Consider the following 19,122-nt stretch of genomic DNA (forward strand, 5'->3'; position numbering starts at 1 on the left):
GCGCCTATGCCGTGTATTCGCAAAATGAGGAAGTCGTAGTGTCGCGCAGACGCGTCGTCATCACTGGCATGGGTATGCTCTCGCCGCTGGGCGTGGACGTGCCGAGTTCCTGGCAGGGTATCCTGGCCGGCCGCAGCGGTATCGCCCCGATCGAGCACATGGACCTTTCCGCCTTTTCCACCCGCTTCGGCGGTTCGGTGAGGGGGTTCGACGTCGAGCAGTACATGTCCGCCAAGGAAGCCCGCAAACTCGACCTGTTCATCCAGTACGGCCTGGCCGCCAGCTACCAGGCGGTGCGCGATTCCGGCCTGGAAGTCAGCGACGCCAACCGTGAGCGCATCGGCGTCGCCATCGGCTCCGGCATCGGCGGCCTGACCAACATCGAGAACACCTGCCGTTCTCTGTTCGAGCAGGGGCCGCGGCGCATTTCGCCGTTCTTCGTGCCCGGCTCGGTCATCAACATGGTTTCCGGGTTCCTGTCGATCAACCTCGGTCTGCAGGGCCCCAACTACGCCATCACCACCGCCTGCACCACCGGCACCCACAACATCGGCATGGCCGCGCGCAACATCGCCTACGGCGAGGCTGACGTGATGGTCGCCGGCGGTTCGGAAATGGCCACCTGCGGCCTGGGTATCGGCGGCTTCGGCGCGGCCCGCGCGCTGTCCACCCGCAACGACGAGCCGGCCAGGGCCAGCCGCCCGTGGGACAGGGATCGCGACGGTTTCGTGCTCTCCGACGGCGCCGGCGCCGTGGTGCTGGAAGAGCTGGAACACGCCAAGGCCCGCGGCGCGCGCATCTACGCCGAGCTGGTCGGCTTCGGCATGAGCGGCGACGCCTTCCACATGACCGCGCCGCCGGAAGATGGCGCCGGCGCTGCCCGTTGCATGAAGAACGCCCTGCGCGACGCCGGCCTGAACCCGGAGCAGGTCGACTACATCAACGCCCACGGCACCTCCACCCCGGCCGGCGACATCGCCGAGATCTCCGCGGTGAAGTCGATCTTCGGCGAGCACGCCTACAAGCTATCGATGAGCTCGACCAAGTCCATGACCGGCCACCTGCTCGGTGCCGCCGGCGCGGTGGAAGCCATCTTCTGCATCCTGGCGCTGCGCGACCAGGTGGCGCCGCCGACCATCAACCTGGACAACCCGGACGAAGGCTGCGACCTCGACCTGGTGGCGAACCGGCTCAAGGAGCGCAGCATCGAAGTGGCGGTGTCCAACTCCTTCGGCTTCGGCGGCACCAACGGTTCCCTGGTGTTCCGCCGGTTCAACGGCTGATGTCCGCCTGGGTCGACGGCCAGCCAGCCGAGGCCCTGTCCGTGCGCGATCGCGGGCTGGCCTACGGCGATGGCCTGTTCGAGACCATCGCCGTGCGCGCCGGCCGGCCACGCCTGCTGGCGCGGCACCTGGCGCGCCTGGAAGAGGGCGCGCGGCGCCTGTTCCTGCCGGTGTCGCTGGCCCAGGTCGAGCAGGAACTGCTGGCCTTCGCCGCGCAGCTGGGCGAGGGCGTGGCCAAGCTGATGCTGACCCGCGGCGAAGGCCTGCGCGGTTATGCCGCGCCGGCCGATGCCCAGGTGCGGCGCATCCTTATCGGCTCACCGGCGCCGGCCTACCCGGCGGCCAATTTCGACGAGGGCATCGCCCTTTTCCCCTGCGCCACCCGCCTGGCCGAGCAGCCGTTGCTGGCTGGCCTCAAGCACCTCAACCGCCTGGAGCAGGTCCTGGCCCGCAGCGAATGGAGCGACCCGGCCTTCGCCGAGGGGCTGATGCGCGACCAGGGCGGGCGCGTGGTCGAAGGCGTATTCAGCAACCTGTTCCTGGTCCGCGACGGCCAATTGATCACGCCCGAACTGAGCCGCTGCGGAGTGGCCGGGGTGATGCGCGCCGAACTGCTGGAATGGGCGGTGGGGCAGGGCATTCCCACTGCGGTTCGGGATGTTGCCTACGCCGAACTGTTGCAGGCCGATGAGGTCTTTCTCTGCAACAGCCTCTATGGTGTCTGGCCGGTGCGTCGACTCGAAGCCCATGCCTGGCCGGTCGGGGCGATCACCCGTAAACTGCAAGCCCACTTCCGCGAACGCCTGGATTCCTGACCTGTGATGCGCAAATTGCTGGTGCTGCTGGAAAGCGGCCTGCTGTTGGCCGGGCTGTTGCTCGGCCTGGCCGGCTGGGAGCAGCGCCGGGCCCTGCAGCAGCCGCTGCAGCTGACCGAAGAACGCCTGCTGGACGTCCCTTCCGGCGCCACCCCGGGGGCGCTGCTGACGCGCCTGCAGGACGAGGAAGTGCTGCACGGCGCCTTCTGGTTGCGCCTGTACTGGCGCTTCAACCTGGCCGGGCAGGCCCTGCACAGCGGCGAATACCGGCTCAAGCCGGGGATGCGCGGCGATGACCTGCTGGAACTGTGGCGCGAAGGCGACGTGGTGCAGTACAGCCTGACCCTGGTCGAAGGCTGGACCTTCCACCAGTTCCGCGAGCTGCTGGCGCGCCAGCCCAAGCTAGAGGCCACCCTGGGCGGCCTGAGCGACGAAGAGGTGATGAAGCGCCTGGGCAAGGCCGGCGTCGTGCCCGAGGGGCAGTTCTTCCCGGACACCTACCGCTACGTCCGCGGCATGCGCGACATCGACCTGCTCAAGCTGGCCTACCAGCGCATGGAGCGCATCCTCGATCAGGAGTGGCAGGCCCGCAGCGGCGACCTGCCCTACAAGGACCCGTACCAGGCGCTGATCATGGCTTCGCTGATCGAGAAGGAAACCGGCGTGCCCCAGGAGCGCCAGCAGATCGCCGGGGTCTTCGTGCGCCGCCTGCAGAAGAACATGCTGCTGCAGACCGACCCGACCGTGATCTACGGCATGGGCGAGCGCTACAACGGCAAGATCAGCCGCGCCGACCTGCGCGAGCCCACCCCCTACAACACCTACCTGATCGCCGGCCTGCCGCCGACGCCGATCGCCATGCCCGGGCGCGAGGCGATCCACGCCGCGCTCAACCCGGCCAATGGCCAGAGCTTGTATTTCGTCGCCCGTGGCGATGGCAGCCACGTGTTTTCCGACAACCTCGACGACCACAACAAGGCGGTGCAGGAATACCAGCTGAAGCGGCGCGCGGACTACCGGTCCAGCCCCGCGCCCATTCCCGCACCGGCGCCGGCGGAGGCTCCCGAGCAACCGTCGGAGCAGCAGTAGCACAGACAGAAGGAGAGCCGAGTGAGCGGCCTGTTCGTCACCCTGGAAGGCCCCGAAGGCGCGGGCAAGACCACCAACCGCGAGTACCTGGCCGAGCGCCTGCGCGAACGCGGCGTGGAAGTGCAGCTGACCCGCGAGCCCGGCGGCACGCCGCTGGCCGAGCGCATCCGCGACCTGCTGCTGGCCCCCAGTGACGAGCCGATGGCGGTGGATACCGAGCTGCTGCTGATGTTCGCCGCCCGCGCCCAGCACATCGCCCAGGTCATCCGCCCGGCCCTGGCCCGCGGCGCCGTGGTGCTCTGCGACCGCTTCACCGACGCCACCTACGCCTACCAGGGCGGTGGCCGCGGCCTGCCGGAGTCGCGCATCGCCGAGCTGGAACGCTTCGTCCAGGGCGACCTGCGCCCGGACCTGACGCTGGTCTTCGACCTGCCGGTGGAAGTCGGTCTGGCCCGCGCCGCCGCTCGTGGCCGCCTGGACCGCTTCGAGCAGGAAGGCCGCGAATTCTTCGAGGCGGTGCGCCAGACCTACCTGCGTCGCGCCGCCGACGAGCCGCGGCGCTACCACGTGCTCGACGCCGCGCAGCCGCTGGCGCGCGTGCAGGCCGACATCGAGGCCCTGCTGCCGAACCTGCTGGAGCGCCTGCATGGCTGAGATCTACTCCTGGCAGGCCACGCTCTGGCAGCAGCTCAGCGGCCGCCCGCGGCATGCCCACGCCTACCTGCTGCACGGCCCGGCCGGCATCGGCAAGCGCGCCCTGGCCGACAACCTGGTGGCCCTGCTGCTCTGCCAGCACCCGGCCGGCGGCCGCGCCTGCGGCCAGTGCAAGGGTTGCCAACTGCTGGCCGCCGGCACCCATCCGGACTTCTTCCTGCTGGAGCCGGAAGAGCCGGAGAAGCCCATCCGCGTCGACCAGGTCCGCGAACTGGTGGACTTCGTGGTGCAGACCGCGCAGCTGGGCGGGCGCAAGGTGGTGCTGCTGGAACCGGCCGAGGCGATGAACCTCAACTCCGCCAACGCCCTGCTCAAGAGCCTGGAGGAGCCCTCCGGCGACACCGTGCTGCTGCTGATCAGCCACCAGCCCAGCCGCCTGCTGCCGACCATCAAGAGCCGCTGCGTGCAGCAGGCCTGCCCGCAGCCGAGCGCCGAGCAGAGCCGCGCCTACCTGGCCAGCGTGCTGCCCGGCGAGGACGCCGCCGCGCTCGACGAACTGCTGGTCCTGGCCGGCGGCTCGCCGCTGACCGCCCAGCGCCTGTATGGCCAGGGCGTGCGCGAACAACGCGCGCTGGTGGTGGAGGGAGTGAAGAAGCTGCTCAAGCAGCAGATCGCCCCCGGCCAACTGGCGGAAAGCTGGAACGCCGTGCCGCTGCCGCTGCTGTTCGACTGGTTCTGCGACTGGGCGCTGGGCATCCTGCGCTACCAACTGACCCGCGACGAGGCGGGGCTGGGCCTGGCGGACATGCGCAAGGTGGTGCAGTACCTGGCGGAGAAGTCCACCCAGCCCAAGGTCATGGCGATCCAGGACTGGTTGCTGGAGCACCGGCAGAAAGTCCTGAACAAGGCCAACCTCAACCGTGCCCTGCTTCTCGAAGCCCTGCTCGCGCAGTGGGCAAGCCTGCCGGGGCCGGGCTAGAATCGGCCAATCGGATCATCGCTAGGACAGCCGCATGAGCTTGCCACCGAACCTGGGACCGCGTAACGGTATCCTGTCCCTGACCATCAAGGACAAGTCCGTACTCTATGCCGCGTACATGCCGTTCATCCGCAACGGCGGGCTGTTCATCCCGACCAACAAGACCTACAAGCTGGGCGACGAGGTCTTCATGCTGCTCAACCTGATGGACGAGCCGGAGAAGATCCCGGTGGCCGGCAAGGTGGTCTGGATCACCCCGAAGGGCGCCCAGGGCAACCGCGCCGCGGGTATCGGCGTGCAGTTCAACGACGGCGACAACACCGCGCGCAACAAGATCGAGACCTACCTGGCCGGGGCGCTGAAGTCCGACAGGCCGACCCACACCATGTAATCCGCGGCAGACGTACCATCGAACGCAGGAGGCGCCCGAAGGGGCGCTTCGTCATTTCCGGAGTAGCCTTTCCATGCTCGTCGATTCCCATTGCCACCTCGACCGCCTCGACCTGGCCGCCCACGGCGGCTCGCTCGACGCTGCGCTGGACGCCGCGCGCGCCCGGGGCGTCGGGCAGTTCCTGTGCATCGGCGTCAGCGCCGACAACGCCCGGGCGGTCAAGGACCTGGCCGAGCGCTACGCCGACGTGCACTGCTCGGTGGGCGTCCACCCGCTGGACCTGGAACCCGGCGCAGCCCCGGCCCTGGACTGGCTGCTGGCCGAACTGAACCACCCGCGGGTGGTGGCCATCGGCGAGACCGGCCTGGACTACCACTACGAACCCGAAGCCGCCGAACTGCAGCAGGAAGCCTTCCGCCTGCACCTGGAGGCGGCGAAGCTCACCGGCAAGCCGGTCATCGTCCACACCCGCGAGGCCCGCGCCGACACCCTGGCGCTGCTGCGCGAGGCGGCGCTGCCCCAAGCCGGCGTGCTGCACTGCTTCACCGAGGACTGGGAAATGGCCAAGGCGGCGCTGGACATCGGCTTCTACATCTCGCTGTCGGGCATAGTCACCTTCCGCAACGCCGAAGCCCTGCGCGAAGTGGCCCGCCAGGTACCGGCCGACCGCCTGCTGGTGGAAACCGATTCGCCGTACCTGGCGCCGGTACCGCACCGCGGCAAGCCGAACCTGCCGGAGTATGTGCGCGAGGTGGCTGAGTACCTGGCTGTGCTGCGGGGGGTGAGTTTCGAGGTGTTGGCTGAGCAGACTACGGCTAATTTCAGGCGGTTGTTCCCGTTGGCGGCGTGATGCTCGGTGGTTCGTGCCACCGGCTAGCTCCATGCACGGCGAGCCCAATCGCGGACGGAGTCCGCTCCTACGACCGTGCTTTCCTGGACCCTCTGCGGACGTCTCCGGGGCGCCGAGGCGCTCTTCGTAGGATGGGTTGAGCCTTGGCGAAACCCATGCGGTCGTGGTGATGGGTATCGCTTCGCTCAACCCATCCTACGGGGTGTCATATTTGCCGGAAGGTGTAGGAGCGGACTCCGTCCGCGATTCGGCGGATAACGCCCTACGGCTTTACAGAAAGAGGGCACACAACCCCAATTATTTCACGCACATAAAAAAAACCCGGGTTCTGGGGGATGAATCCGGGTCAAGACCATTAGGAGTGTAACAATAAGGTACGCGATCCTCGGTACCTTCACTGGCGGGGCACTTGGGGGGAGATGCCGCACACCAGTAAGTTGAAGTATTGGCCAAGATGGCAGAGCTTCCACAACCACCCGGCGGTTTTTTAAACAGATTTGGAATACTGCCGCGCCCATGGCCTGCCATTTACCGCTTGCCAGCGGGGCCAGGCCCCCTGGCTCGCGGGTTGCGGCTTATTCCCGGGCCAGGGCCGAGATGATGGCCAGTGTGTCCTCTATCAGGTTTTCCGGCGTGTAGAAGTGCGGCGAGAAGCGCACCCCGGCGCCGCGCTGGATGCATACCACCTGTTCGGCCTTCAGCCGCTCGTGCAGGCGGGCGTTGTCCCAGCCGTCCAGGCTGACGGTCAGGATGCCGGCCCGGCGCTCGGGTTGCAGCGGGCTGTGCAGGCGCGCTCCGGGGATGCGTTGCAGGCCATCCTGCAAGGCCTGTACCCGTTCGGCCAGGGCTGCGCCGACCGCCGGCATGCCGAATTCCTCCAGCAGCCCCAGGCTGGCGTCCAGGGCCACGGCACCGAGCATGTTCGGGCTGCCGCATTCGAAGCGCCGTGCGCTGCGCGCCGGCTGCCAATCGGTCTGGTTGTAGTTGCCGGCGTTCTCCAGCATGTGCCAGCCGTATTCCTGCAACGACAGCAGGTCGCGCTCGGCGGCGCGGCAGTAGAACACCCCCAGGCCCTCGGGGCCGAGCATCCACTTGTGGCCGTCGGCCATGGCGAAGGCGCAGTCGTAGGCCTGGGCGTCGAAGGGCAGGGCGCCCAGTTGCTGGATGGCATCGATGCAGAACAGCACACCACGCTGGCGGCAGCCGGCGCCGAGGCGCTCCAGGTCCATGCGCAGGCCGCTGGCGTACTGCACGGCGCTGATCGACAGCAGGCGCGTGCGCGGCCCGCAGGCGGCCAGCAGGTCGGCCTCGGGATCGGCGCCTTCCAGGCTCACCTGGATGACCTCCACCCCGCGGGGTTTCAGGGCTTCCCAGACGACGCGGTTGGAGGGGAATTCCTGGTCGCTGATCACCACCTGGTCGCCGGGGCGCCAGTCGAGTCCGAAGGCCACGAAGGAAAGGGCTTCGGACGTATTCTTCACCAGGGCGACGTCGCCCGTGGTGGCGGCGCCGACCAGCTGCGCAAGGCGCTGGCGCAGGCGATTCTCCACCTGCAGCCACTGCGGATAGTCGCGCGCGCCCAGGCGGATGTTCTCGCTGGCGAAGGCGGCGACGGCGTCGGCGCTGCGCTTGGGCCAGGGCGCCACGGCGGCGTGGTTCAGGTAGCGCAGGCCGGGTTCCTGGGGAAACTCATGGGAAAGCGGATTCATAGCGGATGTTCCGTGCATTTTGTCGCTGAATAGGCATAATACGCGGCTCCGGATTTTGACTATTTTTGACCGAACAGTCTTTTTATGCAGAAAGAGCCACGCAAGGTTCGCGAATTCCGTCGTCGCGAACAGGAGATCCTCGACACCGCCCTCAAGCTGTTCCTTGAGCAGGGCGAAGACAGTGTCACGGTCGAGATGATCGCCGATGCCGTGGGTATCGGCAAAGGCACCATCTACAAGCACTTCAAGTCGAAGGCGGAGATCTACCTGCGCCTGATGCTCGACTACGAGCGCGACCTGGCGGCGCTGTTCCACTCCGAGGACGTCGCCCGCGACAAGGAACGCCTGTCGCGCGCCTACTTCGAGTTCCGCATGCGCGATCCGCAGCGCTACCGCCTGTTCGACCGCCTGGAAGAGAAGGTGGTGAAGAACAGCCAGGTGCCGGAGATGGTCGAGGAACTGCACAAGATCCGCGAATCCAACTTCGAGCGCTTGAGCCAGCTGATCAAGGAGCGCATCGCCGCCGGCAAGCTGGAAGACGTGCCCGCGTACTTCCACTACTGCGCGGCCTGGGCCCTGGTGCACGGCGCCGTGGCGCTGTACCACTCGCCGTTCTGGCGCGAGGTGCTGGAGGACCAGGAGGGCTTCTTCCAGTTCCTCATGGACATCGGCGTGCGCATGGGCAACAAGCGCAAGCGCGACGGCGACACCCCTGCCGCCTGAGCCAATGCCGGCGGCGCTTTCGGGCCGCCGCCGCGGCCCGGCGGGGATATACTGACAGAACCACTCTCCGCCGGAGTCGATCGATGATCGTCGACCGCCAGGGCAGGCGCTTCCGCAACCTGCGCGTCAGCCTTACCGCCGCCTGCAACTACGCCTGCACCTATTGCGTGCCGGACGGCAAGCGCCTGGTCGCCGCGCAGGACGAGCTGTCCGCGCAGAGCCTGGTGCGCGGCGTGGCCTACCTGATCGAGGCCGCCGGCATCGAACGCCTGCGCGTCACCGGCGGCGAACCCCTGGTCAGCCCCAAGCTCGACGAATTCCTGCATGGCGTCAGCCGCCTGGGCCTGAAGGACATCAGCCTGACCAGCAACGGCCAGCTGCTTTCGCGCAAGCTGCCGCTGCTGCTGGAATGCGGCATCCGCCGGCTGAACGTCTCCCTCGACACCCTGGACGCCGCGGCCTTCCGCGGCATCGCCCGCGGCGGCGACCTGGCCACGGTGCTCAAGGGGCTGGACGAGGCCAGCGCCGCGGGCATGAAGGTCAAGGTCAACATGGTGCCGCTGCGCGGGCAGAACCTCGACCAGGTCGTCCCGCTGCTGGATTACTGCCTGGCGCGCGGCTTCGAACTGCGCTTTATCGAACTGATGCGCATGGGCCACCTGGCCCGCGACGGCAATGCCTTCGCCAGCCAGTTCGTCGGCCTGCGGGAACTGCTCGAACTGATCGGCCGCGACCATCCCTACATCCAGGCCGACGCCCCGGTGGACGCCACCGCGCTGCGCTACGAAGTGCCTGGGCAGGGCTTCTTCGGCGTGATCGCCAACGAAAGCGTACCCTTCTGCCGCACCTGCTCGCGCCTGCGCCTGTCCTCCACCGGCTGGCTGCACGGCTGCCTGTCCTCCAGCAACCGCCATTACGTCGGCGACCTGCTCGACAAGCCGCGCCACCAGGCCCTGCCGGCCCTGCAGCGGCTACTGGTGAAGGCCCTGGCGGACAAGCAGGAAGTGGCCTTCTCCGGCGGCGTCACGGTGATGAAGATCATCGGCGGCTGAAACCCGACATTCCTCAAGCCAAGCGATCCATGCACGACTTCCCCATTTCCTATATCGAACCGGTGTTCCGCCCGCCGAGCGAGGCGCATTCGCTGATCCTGCCGGTGACCAACGGCTGTTCCTGGAACCAGTGCGGGTTCTGCGAGATGTATACGCAGCCGCAGAAGAAATTCCGCGCCCGCGACGAGGCCGAGGTGCTGGAGGAGATCCGCCGCTGCGGCGAGCGCCTGATCGTCCAGCGCGTGTTCCTCGCCGACGGCGATGCCCTGGTGCTGCCGACGCGGCGCCTGCTGAACGTCCTGCGGGCGATCCGCGAGCACCTGCCGGAGGTGCGGCGGGTGTCCAGCTACTGCCTGCCGCGCAACCTGCGCAAGAAATCGGTGGAGGAACTGAAGGAACTGGCCGACGCCGGGCTGGGCATGGCCTACGTCGGCGCCGAGTCCGGCGACGACGAGGTGTTGGCGCGGGTGAACAAGGGCGAGACCTACGCCTCGACCCTCGACGCCCTGGACAAGCTCGGCCAGGCCGGCATCAAGCGCTCGGTGATGATCCTCAACGGCCTCGGCGGCCAGGGGCTGAGCGAGCAGCACGCGGACAACTCGGCGCGGCTGATGAACGCTGCGCAGCCGGAGTTCCTCTCCACCCTGGTGGTCAGCTTCCCCACCGGGGAGCAGCGTTTCCGCGAAGGCTTCCCCGACTTCCAGCCGCTGGGCCAGGCCCAGCTGTTCGCCGAGGTCGAGCGCCTGCTGCAGGGCCTGGAGCTGCGCGACACCGTGTTCCGCAGCGACCATGCCTCCAACTACCTGGTGCTCAAGGGCGTGCTCGGCGCCGACAAGCCGCGCCTGCTGGCCCAGGTGCGCGAGGCCATCGAGCGGCCGCAGCAGGCGAAGCTGCGCCAGGAATGGCAGCGCGGCCTGTGATGGCGCGGAAGCTGCATCCGTCCGGCCAACGCCGGTTTTTCGACGCCGGCCGCGGAGAGATCGAATGCGCTACCTGTTGTTGACCCTGGCCCTGGCTGCGCTGGCCGGCTGCATGAAGCCCAGCGACATGGCCGAACGCACCGGCTACTACATGGGCGATGCCGGCTTCCTCGACCACAGCCACACCCGCCGCACGGGGAACTGGCGGGTGCAGCCGGACTCCTTCATCTACATCGCCCAGGGGCACTTCGTGCCGCCGGGGCATCCCTATGCGCGGCCCAACGTGGTGGCGGAGGAGGCCTTCAAGGGCTTCGTCGAATACTTCCCGCAGGTGCGCCGGGCCAAGGCCCCGGAGGGCCTGGACGAGGCCATGCAGGAGGCGCGGGCGGCCGGCGCCGACTACCTGCTGTACACGCGCTTCGCCCGTGGCGAGGACAATGTGGGAAACTGGGAAGAGTACGAAGACACCGACAATGACGTCGGACGTGACCGCAGCGTGATCCAGGTGATGCTGATCGACACCGGCAACCGCTTCCTGCTGGACAGCGCCACCATCCGCAGCCGCGGCGGTTTCCTGACGTTCTACGACGCCCGGCCCGAGGACCTGATCGGGCCGCCGCTGGAAGACTACGCCCGCAGCCTGCTGGGGGTGAAGGCGACCGAGGAGTTCCAATGACCGATACAGGCAAGGCCGGCGACCTGCTGGCGCAGATTCCCGCCAGCAAGGGCCTGCCGCCCGTGCACCTGTGGAACCCGCCGTTCTGCGGCGACATCGATATGCGCATCGCCCGCGATGGCACCTGGTACTACCTGGGCACGCCCATCGGGCGCAAGCCGATGGTCAGGCTGTTCTCCAGCATCATCCGCCGCGATGGCGACGACTACTTTCTGATCACCCCGGTGGAGAAGTGCGGCATCCGCGTCGACGACGCGCCTTTCGTCGCCGTGACGCTGAGCGTGGAAGGGCAGGGCGAGGCCCAGCAACTGCGCTTCACCAGCAACGTCGAGGACGAGTTCGTCGCCGGCCCCGACCACCCGATCCGCGTCGACATTGACCCGCAGACCCAGGAACCGGCGCCCTACGTGCTGGTGCGTAGCAACCTGGAGGCGCTGATCCACCGCAACGTCTTCTACCAGATGGTCGAACTGGCCGTGCCGCGGCTGATCGATGGCCAGGAATGGCTGGGCGTGTGGAGCGGCGGCGAGTTCTTCGCCATCGGCCCACAGCCGTGACCGGCGGGTCCCGGAGCGGCCGGTAGTTCGCGGAAGGTGTCGCTACAGCGGTGGGGCCTCAAGCCGCTGCGCCCGCACTCCTTGTAGGAGCGCGCCCTGCGCGCGATTCGCGGGCAGGGCCCGCTCCTACAGTCCAGCAACTGTCTTGCCGGCTGCGCCGAGGTGCTCTTCGTAGGAGCGAGCCGTGCTCGCCTGCAATGTAGGAGCGGACTCCGGCCGCGCCAGGTTTGCTCTTACGACAGGCACAAAAAAACGCCGTTTCCTGTGAGGGAAACGGCGTTCTTCATTACACGGCGGCCTTACATGTTGGGATAGTTCGGCCCGCCGGTGCCTTCCGGGGCGATCCAGGTGATGTTCTGCGCCGGATCCTTGATGTCGCAGGTCTTGCAGTGCACGCAGTTCTGCGCGTTGATCTGGAAGCGCTTGCTGCCGTCGTCGTTGCTCACCACTTCGTACACGCCGGCCGGGCAGTAGCGTTGCGCGGGCTCGTCGTAGAGCGGCAGGTTCTTGCTGATCGGCACGCTCGGATCGGTCAGCTTGAGGTGGATCGGCTGGTCTTCCTCGTGGTTGGTGTTGGAGAGGAACACCGAGGAGAGCTTGTCGAAGCTGAGCTTGCCGTCCGGTTTCGGGTAGTCGATCTTCGGCGCTTCGCTGGCCTTCTTCAGGCTGGCGTAGTCCGGGGTGGTGTCGTGCAGGGTGACCGGGATCTTGCCGCCGAAGAAGTTCTGGTCGATGAAGTTGAAGGCGCCGCCGCCGATGGCGCCGAACTTGTGGATGGCCGCGCCGAAGTTGCGGCTGCGGAACAGCTCGTCGTACAGCCAGCTGGCCTTGAAGGCGTCCACGTAGTTGCTCAGCTCGTCGCCACCTTCACGGCCGGCGGCCAGGGCTTCGGCGATGGCCTCGGCGGCCAGCATGCCGGACTTCATGGCGGTGTGGCTGCCCTTGATCTTGGCGAAGTTCAGGGTGCCCAGGTCGCAGCCGATCAGCGCGCCGCCGGGGAAGACCATCTTCGGCAGCGAGTTCAGGCCGCCCTTGCAGATGGCGCGGGCGCCGTAGGCCACGCGCTTGCCGCCTTCGAGGTACTGGGCGATCACCGGGTGGTGCTTGTAGCGCTGGAACTCGTCGAAGGGCGACAGGTGCGGGTTGCTGTAGGACAGGTCGATGATCAGGCCGACCACCACCTGGTTGTTCTCCAGGTGATAGAGGAAGGAGCCGCCCGGGTTGTCGTCGTTCAACGGCCAGCCGGCGGTGTGCACCACCAGGCCCTGGTCGTGCCTGGCCGGGTCGATGTCCCAGATTTCCTTGATGCCGATGCCGTAGTGCTGGGCGTCAGCTTCGCTGTCGAGTTTGTACTTCCTGATCAGTTGCTTGCCGATGTGGCCACGGCAGCCTTCGGCGAACAGGGTGTACTTGGCGCGCAGCTCCATACCCGGGGTGTAGTACCCTTCTTTCGGATTGCCTTCACGGTCGACGCCCAGGTCACCGGTGACGATGCCGCGGACCACGCCGTTCTCGTCGATCAGCGCTTCCTGGGCGGCGAAGCCCGGGTAGATCTCGACGCCCAGGCCCTCGGCCTGCTGGGCCAGCCAGCGGCACAGGTTGCCCAGGGAAATGATGTAGTTGCCCTCGTTGTGCATGGTCTTGGGCACGAAGAAGTTCGGCACCCTGGTGGCGGCCTGGTCGTTCTTCAGGACATAGATGTCGTCGCGCTTGACCGGAGTGTTCAGCGGGGCTTCGAGTTCCTTCCAGTTGGGGAACAGCTCGTTCAGCGCGCGGGGCTCGAACACGGCGCCGGAGAGAATGTGGGCGCCTACTTCGGAACCCTTCTCGACCACGCAGACGCTGATTTCCTGACCCGCGTCGGCGGCCTTCTGCTTCAGTCGGCATGCGGCGGACAGACCGGCGGGGCCGGCGCCGACGATGACGACGTCGAATTCCATGTATTCGCGTTCCACTTCTCGATCTCTCCTAACTCAAGGCTCTACAGGCTATTTGTTGGTATGGGGCCGGGGGCGCTACCCCGGACAGAGCGGGGCGCAATTATAGCGACAGGGCCCAGCATAGTTATACCCCCCGTTTTGGGCAATACAAACGTTTGTTTGAAATGCGCGGAAGCCTGATAGAATCGGCTTCCGCGCCTTATGAACGGGCATTCACGCGTATTGACCCGACAGGGCGATGCGGTCAAGATAGCCACGGTTTTGCGGTCGCGGTCTCGCTGGATGTAGTCGCAGATGGCGTGCACTACCGGCCAGGCCTGTCTGGCGACATTCCTATTCACCGGAGAAAAACGAGGAATCCATGAAGGTTCTTGTAGCTGTCAAACGAGTGGTTGACTATAACGTCAAGGTCCGCGTCAAGGCGGACAACTCCGGCGTCGATCTCGCCAACGTGAAAATGTCCATGAACCCCTTCTGCGAAATCGCCGTGGAAGAGGCCGTGCGTCTGAAGGAAAAAGGCGTCGCCACTGAAATCGTCGCCGTCTCCGTCGGCCCGACCGCGGCCCAGGAACAACTGCGCACCGCCCTGGCTCTGGGCGCCGATCGCGCCATCCTGGTCGAGACCAACGAAGAACTGAGCTCCCTGGCCATCGCCAAGGCGCTGAAAGCCGTGGTCGACAAAGAGCAGCCGCAGCTGGTCATCCTCGGCAAGCAGGCCATCGACAGCGACAACAACCAGACCGGCCAGATGCTCGCCGCGCTGACCGGCTACGCCCAGGGCACCTTCGCCTCCAAGGTCGAAGTGGCTGGCGACAAGGTCAACGTCACCCGTGAAATCGACGGCGGTCTGCAGACCGTTGCGCTGAACCTGCCGGCGATCGTCACCACCGACCTGCGCCTGAACGAGCCGCGCTACGCATCGCTGCCGAACATCATGAAAGCGAAGAAGAAGCCGCTGGACGTGGTGACCCCGGACGCCCTCGGCGTTTCCACCGCTTCCACCGTGAAGACCCTGAAAGTGGAAGCTCCGGCTGCCCGCAGCGCCGGCATCAAGGTCAAGTCCGTGGCTGAACTGGTCGAGAAACTGAAGAACGAGGCGAAAGTAATCTGATGGCTATCCTGGTAATCGCTGAGCACAACAACGGCGTCCTGGGCGCTGCCACCCTGAACACCGTCGCTGCCGCACAGAAGATCGGTGGCGATGTCGCCGTGCTGGTCGCCGGCCAGAACGTCGGCGCCGTGGCCGAAGCCGCCGCCAAGATCGCGGGCGTTGCCAAGGTGCTGGTCGCCGACAACGCCGCCTACGCCCACCAACTGCCGGAGAACGTCGCTCCGCTGGTGGCCGAACTCGGCAAGGGCTACAGCCACATCCTGGCCGCCGCCACCACCAACGGCAAGAACTACCTGCCGCGCGTCGCCGCGCTGCTGGACGTCGACCAGATCTCCGAGATCATCGACGTGGTCAGCGCCGACACCTTCAAGCGCCCGATCTACGCCGGCAACGCCATCGCCACCGTGCAGTCCTCGGCCCCGGTCAAGGTCATCACCGTGCGCACCACCGGCTTCGACGCCGTCGCCGCCGAAGGCGGTTCGGCTGCCGTCGAGCAGGTTTCCGGCCCGGCCGACGCCGGCAAGTCCGCCTTCGTCGGCGAAGAGCTGGCCAAGTCCGACCGTCCGGAACTGACCGCCGCCAAGATCGTGGTCTCCGGTGGCCGCGGCATGGGCAACGGCGACAACTTCAAGATCCTCTACGCCCTGGCCGACAAGCTGGGCGCCGCCGTCGGTGCTTCCCGCGCCGCCGTCGACGCCGGTTTCGTGCCGAACGACATGCAGGTCGGCCAGACCGGCAAGATCGTCGCCCCGCAGCTCTACATCGCCGTGGGCATCTCCGGTGCCATCCAGCACCTGGCGGGCATGAAGGACTCGAAAGTCATCGTGGCCATCAACAAGGACGAAGAGGCGCCGATCTTCCAGGTCGCCGACTACGGCCTGGTTGGCGATCTGTTCGAGCTCGTACCGGAGCTGGAAAAGGCCGTCTGAGCCTGAACCGCTGACGAAGGAACCCGCTCCCAGGAGCGGGTTCTTTCATTTCGGGCCCCGGGTTTCCCGTGTTCGCCGCAGGGGATGACCCACTGGTCACGAATCTTCTCCCGGTTGCGCCCAAGAGAAGGTGTCTCATCTACAATGCGCAACGTCTTCAGTACCTGAACCTGTTCTAACGGCACCTGGCAAACGAGGTTTTCATGATCATCAAACCGCGCGTGCGTGGCTTCATCTGCGTCACTACCCATCCGACCGGCTGCGAAGCCAACGTCAAGGAACAGATCGAGTACGTCGAGGCGCATGGCCCCATCGCCAACGGTCCGAAGAAGGTCCTGGTGATCGGCTCGTCCACCGGCTACGGCCTGGCCGCGCGCATCAGCGCCGCCTTCGGCGCCGGCGCCGCCACCCTGGGCGTGTTCTTCGAGCGCCCGGGCAGCGAGACCAAGGCTGGCACCGCCGGCTGGTACAACTCGGCGGCCTTCGAGAAGTTCGCCCACGCCAAGGGCCTGTACGCCCGCAGCATCAATGGCGACGCCTTCTCCGACGCGGTGAAGAAAGCCACCATCGAAACCATCAAGCAGGACCTGGGCAAGGTCGACCTGGTGGTCTACAGCCTGGCTGCCCCGCGCCGCACCCATCCGAAGACCGGCGAAGTCTTCAACTCGGTGCTCAAGCCGGTGGGCAAGGCCGTGAACTTCCGTGGCCTGGATACCGACAAGGAAGTGATCAAGGAAAGCGTGATGGAGCCGGCGACCCCCGAGGAGATCGCCAACACCGTCGCGGTGATGGGTGGCGAAGACTGGCAGATGTGGATGGACGCGCTGCAGGAGGCCGGCGTACTGGCCGATGGCGTGAAGACCACCGCCTTCACCTACCTGGGCGAAGAGATCACCCACGACCTGTACTGGAACGGCTCCATCGGCGCGGCCAAGAAGGACCTGGACCAGAAGGTCCTGGGCATTCGCGAGAAGCTGGCCGCCACCGGCGGTGACGCCCGCGTGTCGGTGCTCAAGGCCGTGGTCACCCAGGCCAGCTCGGCCATCCCGATGATGCCGCTGTACCTGTCGCTGCTGTTCAAGGTGATGAAGGAGAAGGGCACCCACGAGGGTTGCATCGAGCAGGTCGACGGCCTGTTCCGCGACAGCCTCTACGGCAGCCAGCCGCACCTGGATGCCGACGGCCGCCTGCGCGCCGACTACAAGGAGCTGCAGCCGGACGTGCAGGACAAGGTGAAGACGCTGTGGAACCAGGTGACCAACGAGAACCTGTACCAGCTGACCGACTTCACCGGCTACAAGACCGAGTTTCTGCGCCTGTTCGGCTTCGAGATCGCCGGCGTGGACTACGAGCAGGACGTCAATCCGGACGTGCAGATTCCCGGTCTGATCCAGCTTTAAGCGCTGATCTTCGCTCCGCACAGAACCGGCGCCCAGGCGCCGGTTCTGCATTTGTGTCTCAGCGAGCCGCGGTGCGCTGGGCCTTGGCCTGTTCGAGGAAGTCCAGGTAGTGGCTGGCGGTCTCTTCCGGGCGCTCGATCATCGGCACGTGGCCGCAGTCGCGCAGGATGGCCACGCTGGGATGCCTGAGCAGCGGCTTCATCACCTCGATGCTGGAAACGTCCAGCACGCGGTCGCGGTCGCCCCACAGCAGCAGGGTGGGCGCGGTGATCTTCGGCAGCTCCGGCTCCAGCGGGATGTAGCGCTCGCGCAGCTGGCCGAAGATGTAGGCGTTGAGCTGGCTGCGCTGCACCCCGCGCTCGCCCAGGTACAGTTGCAGGCGCTCGGGCATCGGCGGGCGCTGGTAGAAGACGAAGTCCATCAGCCCGGAAAAGTCCTCGGGGCGGCTCAGTACCAGCGGGTTGGGCTGCCCGCCGAGCAGGCGCCTGAACAGCTCGCTCTGTTGCGGGGCCATGATCCCGGCGTTGTCGAACAGGCCCACGGAGAAGGCCATGTCCGGGTGTCGCGCGGCCATCAGCGCGACTATCTGCCCGCCCATGGAATTGCCCACCAGGTGCAGGCGGCCGATGTCCAGGGCCTTGGCGAAGTCCACCAGGCGCTCGGCCTGGGTGCCGACGTCGTAGCTGATGGCCTGGGGCTGGCTGCTTTCGCCGAAACCGGGCAGGTCGGGGATGAGCACGTGGTAGCGCGAGGTCAGGTAGCGGGCGAAGCGCGGCCAGTTGTCCTTGTCGGCGCCGAAGCCGTGGACCAGCAGGACAGTCTCCGCCTCGCGCGGGCCGCCCTCGTAGTAGCGGATGTCCAGGCCGTCGACGCGCACGCTCTGCTCGTCCAGTCCAGCGCGGGTGCGCTCGACGAACTGGGCGCTGGCCAGCAGGGTGGAAGGGAAGGCGTAGAGCACGCCGGCGCCGGCGGCCAGCAGCAGGACGAGGGCGAGCAGGACTTTCTTCATCGGTGATCCTTGTGACCGGGGTAACGGAAATTCAGAGTCGGGACGGGAACGCGACGGTTCCCGGCATGGCGTATCCACCTGAACAGTGACATGCTGCACTGGCGTCCGAATTCGCCTAGTCTGACCCTTCGCTCAGAACTTTTTCTTACAGAAGCTAGCATGCCGTCGTCATACGCATCGCCCTCCCTTTCGCCGGTTCGCGAGGACCGCGCATGATCAGGCGCAGCCGCGTCCTGCTGGCCATGGTCGGCCTGCTGGCGCTGCATGCCCACGCCCAGAGCAGCCAGTGTTCGGTGCTGGTGGCCAGCGGCAACCCGGAATACCCGCCGTTCCTCTGGCGCGACCCGGCCCAGCCGGAGCGCCTGGTCGGGGCCAGCGCCGAGCTGCTGGAGCAGTTGGGCAAGGCCATGGGCGTGAGCATCCGCGTGCGCTACACCGGCTCCTGGGCCCGCGCCCAGGAAGAGGCGCGCCTGGGCCGCGTCGACCTGCTCGCCGGCGCCTTCCTCACGCCCGAGCGCGAGGCGATCATGGACTACATCCGCCCGGCCTTCCTCAGCACCGACAACGTGGTCTGGGTGCACAAGGGCGAAGGCTTCCCCTACGCCCGCTGGGAAGACCTGCGCGGCCACAAGGGCGGCACCCTGGTGAACAACAGCTTCGGCGCCGCCTTCGACGACTTCGCCGAGCAGCAGCTGACCCTGGAAGAGGTGCCCAGCGTGGCCCAGGCCTTCCAGAAGCTGGCCCTGGGGCGCACCGACTACGTGCTCTACGAGCGCTTCCCCGGCCTGGCCACGGCGGCCCGGCTGGGCCTGCAGCAGCGCCTGCAGCCGCTGGAACCGCCGATCTCCAGCGAAGGGCTGTACCTGACCCTGGCCCACGCCTCGCCCTGCTACGGCCCGGAACTGCGCGGACAACTGCAGGAAAAGATGACAGAATTGATCGCCGCCGGCGTACCGCAGCGCCTGTTGCAGCGCAACCTGCAGCGCTGGCAGGCCGAGCAAGCGCGGTCCGCCGCCTCTCCCACGCAGTAGAGAA

Annotated in this window: 19 protein-coding genes; 16 read left to right on the forward strand and 3 right to left on the reverse strand. The window is 66.9% G+C overall.

Annotated elements, in window-relative coordinates; all coding sequences use genetic code 11:
* Positions 1-38: 38 nt before the first annotated feature.
* From fabF to ACTWJ5_RS09560, 7 genes are all read left to right on the forward strand, one after another.
* Complete coding sequence (gene fabF, locus ACTWJ5_RS09530; RefSeq protein WP_074979846.1) at positions 39-1,283, forward strand: beta-ketoacyl-ACP synthase II; 1,245 nt, start codon at positions 39-41, stop codon at positions 1,281-1,283.
* On the forward strand, positions 1,283-2,098 hold the full coding sequence (gene pabC, locus ACTWJ5_RS09535; RefSeq protein ID WP_444438302.1) for an aminodeoxychorismate lyase: 816 nt from the start codon (positions 1,283-1,285) through the stop codon (positions 2,096-2,098). The genes fabF and pabC overlap by 1 nt, the downstream gene beginning before the upstream one ends.
* Before the next feature lie 6 nt (positions 2,099-2,104).
* Positions 2,105-3,187: an endolytic transglycosylase MltG gene (mltG, locus tag ACTWJ5_RS09540; protein WP_444438304.1), complete on the forward strand. Its 1,083-nt coding sequence runs from the start codon at positions 2,105-2,107 to the stop codon at positions 3,185-3,187.
* 21 nt (positions 3,188-3,208) lie between these two features.
* The gene (gene tmk / locus ACTWJ5_RS09545; RefSeq protein WP_116424860.1) at positions 3,209-3,841 is read left to right on the forward strand and encodes a dTMP kinase; all 633 of its coding nucleotides are present in this window, start codon (positions 3,209-3,211) and stop codon (positions 3,839-3,841) included.
* A complete protein-coding gene (locus ACTWJ5_RS09550) occupies positions 3,834-4,820 on the forward strand; it encodes a DNA polymerase III subunit delta' (RefSeq protein WP_074979836.1) in 987 nt (328 codons plus the stop codon). The genes tmk and ACTWJ5_RS09550 overlap by 8 nt, the downstream gene beginning before the upstream one ends.
* Positions 4,821-4,854: 34 nt before the next feature.
* A complete protein-coding gene (locus tag ACTWJ5_RS09555) occupies positions 4,855-5,211 on the forward strand; it encodes a PilZ domain-containing protein (RefSeq protein WP_009621447.1) in 357 nt (118 codons plus the stop codon).
* Between the two features lie 73 nt (positions 5,212-5,284).
* On the forward strand, positions 5,285-6,061 hold the full coding sequence (locus ACTWJ5_RS09560) for a TatD family hydrolase (RefSeq protein ID WP_074979834.1): 777 nt from the start codon (positions 5,285-5,287) through the stop codon (positions 6,059-6,061).
* A 575-nt stretch (positions 6,062-6,636) separates the two neighbouring features.
* Here ACTWJ5_RS09560 and ACTWJ5_RS09565 read toward each other — a convergent pair.
* Positions 6,637-7,770: an aminotransferase class V-fold PLP-dependent enzyme gene (locus ACTWJ5_RS09565; protein ID WP_253390419.1), complete on the reverse strand. Its 1,134-nt coding sequence runs from the start codon at positions 7,768-7,770 to the stop codon at positions 6,637-6,639.
* 84 nt (positions 7,771-7,854) lie between these two features.
* Here ACTWJ5_RS09565 and ACTWJ5_RS09570 point away from each other — a divergent pair, with 84 nt between their 5' ends.
* From ACTWJ5_RS09570 to ACTWJ5_RS09590, 5 genes are all read left to right on the forward strand, one after another.
* Positions 7,855-8,493, forward strand: a complete 639-nt coding sequence (locus tag ACTWJ5_RS09570; RefSeq protein ID WP_009621451.1) for a TetR/AcrR family transcriptional regulator — start codon at positions 7,855-7,857, stop codon at positions 8,491-8,493.
* A gap of 83 nt (positions 8,494-8,576) precedes the next feature.
* Positions 8,577-9,545: a GTP 3',8-cyclase MoaA gene (locus ACTWJ5_RS09575; protein WP_116424858.1), complete on the forward strand. Its 969-nt coding sequence runs from the start codon at positions 8,577-8,579 to the stop codon at positions 9,543-9,545.
* A 29-nt stretch (positions 9,546-9,574) separates the two neighbouring features.
* Entirely contained in the window at positions 9,575-10,465 is an 891-nt protein-coding gene (locus ACTWJ5_RS09580; RefSeq protein ID WP_116424857.1) for a radical SAM protein, read from the forward strand.
* Positions 10,466-10,529: 64 nt separating this feature from the next.
* A complete protein-coding gene (locus ACTWJ5_RS09585; protein WP_058071007.1) occupies positions 10,530-11,141 on the forward strand; it encodes a DUF4823 domain-containing protein in 612 nt (203 codons plus the stop codon).
* Complete coding sequence (locus tag ACTWJ5_RS09590) at positions 11,138-11,698, forward strand: DUF1285 domain-containing protein (protein ID WP_444438310.1); 561 nt, start codon at positions 11,138-11,140, stop codon at positions 11,696-11,698. The genes ACTWJ5_RS09585 and ACTWJ5_RS09590 overlap by 4 nt, the downstream gene beginning before the upstream one ends.
* A 299-nt stretch (positions 11,699-11,997) precedes the next feature.
* On the opposite strand, the gene ACTWJ5_RS09595 is transcribed toward ACTWJ5_RS09590, so the two are convergent.
* A complete protein-coding gene (locus tag ACTWJ5_RS09595) occupies positions 11,998-13,653 on the reverse strand; it encodes an electron transfer flavoprotein-ubiquinone oxidoreductase (protein WP_444438312.1) in 1,656 nt (551 codons plus the stop codon).
* A gap of 346 nt (positions 13,654-13,999) precedes the next feature.
* On the opposite strand from ACTWJ5_RS09595, the gene ACTWJ5_RS09600 reads away from it, so the two are divergent.
* The 3 genes from ACTWJ5_RS09600 (at position 14,000) to fabV (ending at position 17,078) form a co-directional block, all read left to right on the forward strand.
* Positions 14,000-14,749 (forward strand): electron transfer flavoprotein subunit beta/FixA family protein, encoded by a 750-nt coding sequence (locus ACTWJ5_RS09600; protein ID WP_253390422.1) that lies wholly within the window; start codon positions 14,000-14,002, stop codon positions 14,747-14,749.
* Entirely contained in the window at positions 14,749-15,678 is a 930-nt protein-coding gene (locus tag ACTWJ5_RS09605; protein ID WP_009621464.1) for an electron transfer flavoprotein subunit alpha/FixB family protein, read from the forward strand. The genes ACTWJ5_RS09600 and ACTWJ5_RS09605 overlap by 1 nt, the downstream gene beginning before the upstream one ends.
* 203 nt (positions 15,679-15,881) lie before the next feature.
* The gene (fabV, locus tag ACTWJ5_RS09610; protein ID WP_444438314.1) at positions 15,882-17,078 is read left to right on the forward strand and encodes an enoyl-ACP reductase FabV; all 1,197 of its coding nucleotides are present in this window, start codon (positions 15,882-15,884) and stop codon (positions 17,076-17,078) included.
* A gap of 58 nt (positions 17,079-17,136) precedes the next feature.
* On the opposite strand, the gene ACTWJ5_RS09615 is transcribed toward fabV, so the two are convergent.
* Positions 17,137-18,087, reverse strand: a complete 951-nt coding sequence (locus ACTWJ5_RS09615; RefSeq protein WP_253409965.1) for an alpha/beta fold hydrolase — start codon at positions 18,085-18,087, stop codon at positions 17,137-17,139.
* A gap of 212 nt (positions 18,088-18,299) precedes the next feature.
* Here ACTWJ5_RS09615 and ACTWJ5_RS09620 point away from each other — a divergent pair, with 212 nt between their 5' ends.
* Complete coding sequence (locus ACTWJ5_RS09620; protein WP_253390424.1) at positions 18,300-19,118, forward strand: substrate-binding periplasmic protein; 819 nt, start codon at positions 18,300-18,302, stop codon at positions 19,116-19,118.
* The last annotated feature ends 4 nt before the right edge of the window (positions 19,119-19,122 follow it).

The sequence above is a fragment of the Pseudomonas sp. A6 genome (assembly GCF_052367875.1).
Classification (GTDB): domain Bacteria; phylum Pseudomonadota; class Gammaproteobacteria; order Pseudomonadales; family Pseudomonadaceae; genus Pseudomonas; species Pseudomonas citronellolis.

Bases quoted from the DNA above. Each gene is read 5' to 3' on its own strand.
- pabC (WP_444438302.1), top strand. From the start codon at position 1,283: ATGTCCGCCTGGGTCGACGGCCAGCCAGCCGAGGCCCTGTCCGTGCGC.
- mltG (WP_444438304.1), top strand. From the start codon at position 2,105: ATGCGCAAATTGCTGGTGCTGCTGGAAAGCGGCCTGCTGTTGGCCGGG.
- ACTWJ5_RS09550 (WP_074979836.1), top strand. From the start codon at position 3,834: ATGGCTGAGATCTACTCCTGGCAGGCCACGCTCTGGCAGCAGCTCAGC.
- ACTWJ5_RS09555 (WP_009621447.1), top strand. From the start codon at position 4,855: ATGAGCTTGCCACCGAACCTGGGACCGCGTAACGGTATCCTGTCCCTG.
- ACTWJ5_RS09560 (WP_074979834.1), top strand. From the start codon at position 5,285: ATGCTCGTCGATTCCCATTGCCACCTCGACCGCCTCGACCTGGCCGCC.
- ACTWJ5_RS09565 (WP_253390419.1), bottom strand. From the start codon at position 7,770: ATGAATCCGCTTTCCCATGAGTTTCCCCAGGAACCCGGCCTGCGCTAC.
- ACTWJ5_RS09570 (WP_009621451.1), top strand. From the start codon at position 7,855: ATGCAGAAAGAGCCACGCAAGGTTCGCGAATTCCGTCGTCGCGAACAG.
- ACTWJ5_RS09575 (WP_116424858.1), top strand. From the start codon at position 8,577: ATGATCGTCGACCGCCAGGGCAGGCGCTTCCGCAACCTGCGCGTCAGC.
- ACTWJ5_RS09580 (WP_116424857.1), top strand. From the start codon at position 9,575: ATGCACGACTTCCCCATTTCCTATATCGAACCGGTGTTCCGCCCGCCG.
- ACTWJ5_RS09585 (WP_058071007.1), top strand. From the start codon at position 10,530: ATGCGCTACCTGTTGTTGACCCTGGCCCTGGCTGCGCTGGCCGGCTGC.
- ACTWJ5_RS09590 (WP_444438310.1), top strand. From the start codon at position 11,138: ATGACCGATACAGGCAAGGCCGGCGACCTGCTGGCGCAGATTCCCGCC.
- ACTWJ5_RS09600 (WP_253390422.1), top strand. From the start codon at position 14,000: ATGAAGGTTCTTGTAGCTGTCAAACGAGTGGTTGACTATAACGTCAAG.
- ACTWJ5_RS09605 (WP_009621464.1), top strand. From the start codon at position 14,749: ATGGCTATCCTGGTAATCGCTGAGCACAACAACGGCGTCCTGGGCGCT.
- fabV (WP_444438314.1), top strand. From the start codon at position 15,882: ATGATCATCAAACCGCGCGTGCGTGGCTTCATCTGCGTCACTACCCAT.
- ACTWJ5_RS09615 (WP_253409965.1), bottom strand. From the start codon at position 18,087: ATGAAGAAAGTCCTGCTCGCCCTCGTCCTGCTGCTGGCCGCCGGCGCC.
- ACTWJ5_RS09620 (WP_253390424.1), top strand. From the start codon at position 18,300: ATGATCAGGCGCAGCCGCGTCCTGCTGGCCATGGTCGGCCTGCTGGCG.